General features: G+C 57.0%; 5 protein-coding genes. 3 read left to right on the forward strand and 2 right to left on the reverse strand.

Features of this window, described 5'->3' with window-relative positions; all coding sequences use genetic code 11:
* Window positions 1-253: 253 nt before the first annotated feature.
* Genes Q0J85_RS15305 through xerC form a run of 3 tightly spaced genes read left to right on the forward strand, consistent with a single transcriptional unit; the run spans window position 254 to window position 2,126 of the window.
* Window positions 254-697: an META domain-containing protein gene (locus tag Q0J85_RS15305; RefSeq protein ID WP_294483192.1), complete on the forward strand. Its 444-nt coding sequence runs from the start codon at window positions 254-256 to the stop codon at window positions 695-697.
* 44 nt (window positions 698-741) lie between these two features.
* Window positions 742-1,176 carry an META domain-containing protein gene (locus Q0J85_RS15310; protein WP_294483196.1) on the forward strand — a complete coding sequence of 145 codons (435 nt, stop codon included), beginning with the start codon at window positions 742-744 and terminating at the stop codon, window positions 1,174-1,176.
* Complete coding sequence (xerC, locus tag Q0J85_RS15315; protein WP_294483199.1) at window positions 1,173-2,126, forward strand: tyrosine recombinase XerC; 954 nt, start codon at window positions 1,173-1,175, stop codon at window positions 2,124-2,126. The genes Q0J85_RS15310 and xerC overlap by 4 nt, the downstream gene beginning before the upstream one ends.
* 15 nt (window positions 2,127-2,141) lie before the next feature.
* Here xerC and Q0J85_RS15320 read toward each other — a convergent pair whose 3' ends face one another.
* Window positions 2,142-2,849, reverse strand: a complete 708-nt coding sequence (locus tag Q0J85_RS15320) for a DUF6655 family protein (RefSeq protein WP_294483202.1) — start codon at window positions 2,847-2,849, stop codon at window positions 2,142-2,144.
* A gap of 178 nt (window positions 2,850-3,027) precedes the next feature.
* A complete protein-coding gene (locus tag Q0J85_RS15325; protein WP_294483203.1) occupies window positions 3,028-3,747 on the reverse strand; it encodes a type II secretion system protein in 720 nt (239 codons plus the stop codon).
* Window positions 3,748-3,849: the final 102 nt, after the last annotated feature.

Here is a 3,849-nt window from a genome sequence, read left to right on the forward strand (position 1 = left end):
GCGAACTCCAGAAGAAGATCGACGAATACAAGGCTTCCGGCAGGAAAATCCCCGCCGAATGGATCCGCAATCCGTTCTACCTCAGCTATTACCGGGAACACGGAATGCTTTCGGAATGAGCCGGCCGCCGCTGCTGGAACCCCCGGCCGATGGCGGGAAAGGCTTGACAAAACCCGCCTGCCTTGCTATATTATCTTCGTGAAAAGGGGAGTGGGGTCCCCGGACGAAAACCGATATGGCAGGAGGAGCGGCAATGAGAATCTCAAAATCCGGTATCATAAGTGCGGCGATCGGCGTGATCGCTTTCCTCGGCGGCTGTGCGGTGACGGATGTCCCGCTGAAAGAGACGGTGTGGATTCCGGTTTCCGGATCTCCTGTTCAGGCGCCTGCCACCGGAGACGGAGTGCGGGCCTGGTTCTCGATCGACCGGGAAAACCGTCTCACCGGCAACGGCGGAGTGAACCAGATCATCGGTTCGGTCAAGACGGCGGGGGACGGGAAACTCATCTTCAATCCGCCGGCGACAACCCGTATGGCAGGGCCGAATCTGCCGTATGAGAGCGCGTTCCTCAAGGCGTTGGAGGAGACCCGGAGTTATCAGCTTTCCGGAGAAACTCTCACGCTCCTCGATCAGAACGGCAAACCGCTTGCGATCTTCAAAGCCGGGTCGGAAGAGTTGAAAAATCCGGAGAAATAACCGCTCTCTTCCCACGGCAAAACCGAAAATGAGAGGTGTGAAATATGAAAATCAATAAAATCTGGATGGCTGTGGCCGCGTTCTGTGCGGCGATGCTGATCGGCGGCTGCTCGACCCCGCTCAAAAATACGGTCTGGGTGCCGGAGAAACTGGAGAACCAGGGCGCGGTGAAACTGATCGAGCCGGTTCCCGTCTGGTTCGAGATCAACGAGACCAACATGGTTTACGGAAACAGCGGCGCGAACCGTTTCTCCACCGTGGCCGACGTCGATCAGGAGAAAGGGACGCTCTCGTTCCGTCCCGGCGCCACGACGCTGATGGCCGGGCCGAATCTCGGTTATGAGACGAAGTTCAATGAGACGATGCGGGCGATCCGCAGCTACTCGATCAGCGGGAAGACGCTCACGGTCTACGACGAAAACGGCAAGGTCGTCGCGACTTTCAAGGCGGGTTCTCCCGACCTGAAAAAACGCAAATGAAACTCGGTTCCCGGCTCGAGGAGTATATCCGACATCTGCGCGGCGAACGCAATGCCAGCGAACACACCGTCGAGGCTTATGTCCATGATATCGTCGAGTTTGCCCGGCTCGTGCGCAATTCCGACGAGAGCTTCGATGACTGGATGAGCGTCGATGTTGAACAGGCGCGCACGTTCCAGATGAAGCTCTTCGAGGCCGGCGACTGCAAACGGTCGCAGCGGCGGAAACTCTCCGCGCTGCGGTCGTTTTTTCGTTTTCTTCAGAAGACCGGGCGGATCGAGAACAACCCGTTCACCCGGCTCCCCCCGTTGAAAGTCGAGCGACCGCTCCCCAAAGTGATGAATCTCAGTCAGATCGATCAGCTCCTGGCGGCGATCCCTGCCTACTGGAGAAATGCCGTCGCCACGGGATTGGCGAAGACGGAGGAGGGCGCGGAATTCGCTTCAGCACGCGACCGTGCGATGGTCGAAGTGATCTATTCCGGCGGACTCCGGATCAGCGAGGCGGTCGGACTCAACCACGGCGATCTCGATCTCGCGTCCGGTGTCGCGAAAGTGCGCGGCAAGGGGAAAAAAGAGCGCCTTGCCATGATCGGGCGTTACGCCGCTGCGGCGTTGCAGGATTATCTGGGGCTCTGCCGCGAACGGGGATGGACCGGCCTGCCGGAGCGACCGGTCTTTCTGAATCGTTTCGGAAAACGGCTGACGGCCCGCTCGTTTCAGCGGAATTTGAAGAGTTATCTGATCGCCGGCGGTCTGCCGCCTGATTTTACGCCGCACAAGCTGCGTCACTCTTTTGCCACTCATCTGCTCGACAACGGCGCAGATCTGCGCAGCGTTCAGGAGCTGCTCGGGCACGAAAATCTCAGCACGACCCAGATCTATACGCACATCAGTGCGGAACGAATGCGCAATGTCTACGATAAGGCGCATCCCCGGGCCAAAAAGTGAGCCGGGAGCGGGGTCCTATTCAAAGAAATCGACCTGGGTGTTCAGATCGTGCGAGTTCTCCATATCCATGGTATGGGTGGAGAATGGAATCAGCAGAACGATCCAGTTGTTGTAAGAGGCGCTGGAGTTGACTCCGGAGAAAGCCTCGAGCGGTTTGCGGGTTTTCGCCTCAAAGATGTTGAACGCGAACCTGCCGTAGGCGATTCGGGTGTATTTGCTGAAGATCGGAATTTCCGGAATCGCGAACGAAACACTGGTATCCGGTACCGGGATCGGCACCTCGGGTGTACCAATGAGGAATTTGCTGTAATCGGTTCCGAGCACGCCGCAGAGCGGCTGGATGATGATGTCGGCCTCCTCGTTTCTGCGGGTGATGATGATATCGAATTTCGACACCTGCATTTCGAGGATTCCCTGCACATACTGCTTGTCCACCTGCGGTGCGAAGTAGTCGTAATCGAAAATCGCCTTTTTCCCGGAATACTTGCTGAAGTCCAGATTCCCGATTGCATGTTCAATCGTGCTGGCGACCAGATACTGCTCGATGGCCGAACGCGGCGTATTCGTCACCCACGGCGTTGTGCAGCCGCCGAGCAGCAGAATCGCTCCGAACCCGATGACGGCCGGAAACAGACGTTTCATCGAACAATACTCCCCGGAATGTTTCGCATGTGTGATCCGGACCGCCTCGACGGTGAACTCCGGAATAACTTCTCTTACCATAACTCCGAAACCGCTGTTTTTCAACCGCTCCGCGATGGAATTTCCGGAAAAGCCGTCAGAGCCGGAGAGCGGGAGATGAAAAACGCCCCGCCCAGAACTTCAATGACGTTCACAGGGCAGGGCGGGATCGGGCATTCCTGGTTCAGACCGGCCGGAAGATGATTCTCCGCGTCACGGCTCACCGCACATCATAGGCGTCCCAGACTTTTTCCTGGTAGAGTTCCGGCTGGGACATGGCTGCGACATGCCTGTCGAAGAAGACCGCATTCGCACGGTTGGAGTGTATGTAATGGGCTCCCGTGCCGATGATATAACCGGTCGGACTGGCGGCTTCCCCGTAACTGATGTTCCATTTGCCGCACATGTCGGGAGTGGAATAGCCCTCCACATGGTGAACGACACCCGAGGGGTTCTTGACTCTGGAGTACATATAGATGTAGGAGAAGCGGGGCAGGGAGCTGGGCAGCCCGAGCGCCCAGCTCAAGCCGGCGGAGTTTTTCCCGTAGGAGTCGATGGGATATTTTCCGGTGGTGGCATTCGCCTTGAGCTGTTTTTCCGGGCAGAGCCGTTCACGCGGCACATAAGCCCCGGAATTCTTCGCGTAGAGGACGTTTTGGGCTTCCGCATCCGTGCAGCCGAAGTAGTGGAGAAACGCGGTCTGCTCATGCCAGCCGGCCCAGTATTCGTCGGAGAGCATGAAGTCGAAGCCGTTGAAGTCGTTCGCATAAAACATATTCGTTGCGCCGAGTGCTTTCATGTTGTTCATGCAGGTCGCCGCGTTGGCGCGTGCGCGCGCCTGATTCAGCGCAGGCAGCAGCATTCCGGCGAGAATCGCGATGATCGCGATCACGACGAGGAGCTCGACGAGGGTGAAAGAGCGGATCATGTGTTTTTTCATTTGTGACTCCCGGTTTTTATTTGACAGAGGTAATTTCAAAAGTTTTTAATTCGGCGGGATGAAAAAAGAGGCAGAAGGTTCATCTTAACTCTGGGACTATCA

Origin of the sequence: uncultured Victivallis sp. (genome assembly GCA_944389935.1) — a bacterium.
GTDB lineage: Bacteria > Verrucomicrobiota > Lentisphaeria > Victivallales > Victivallaceae > Victivallis.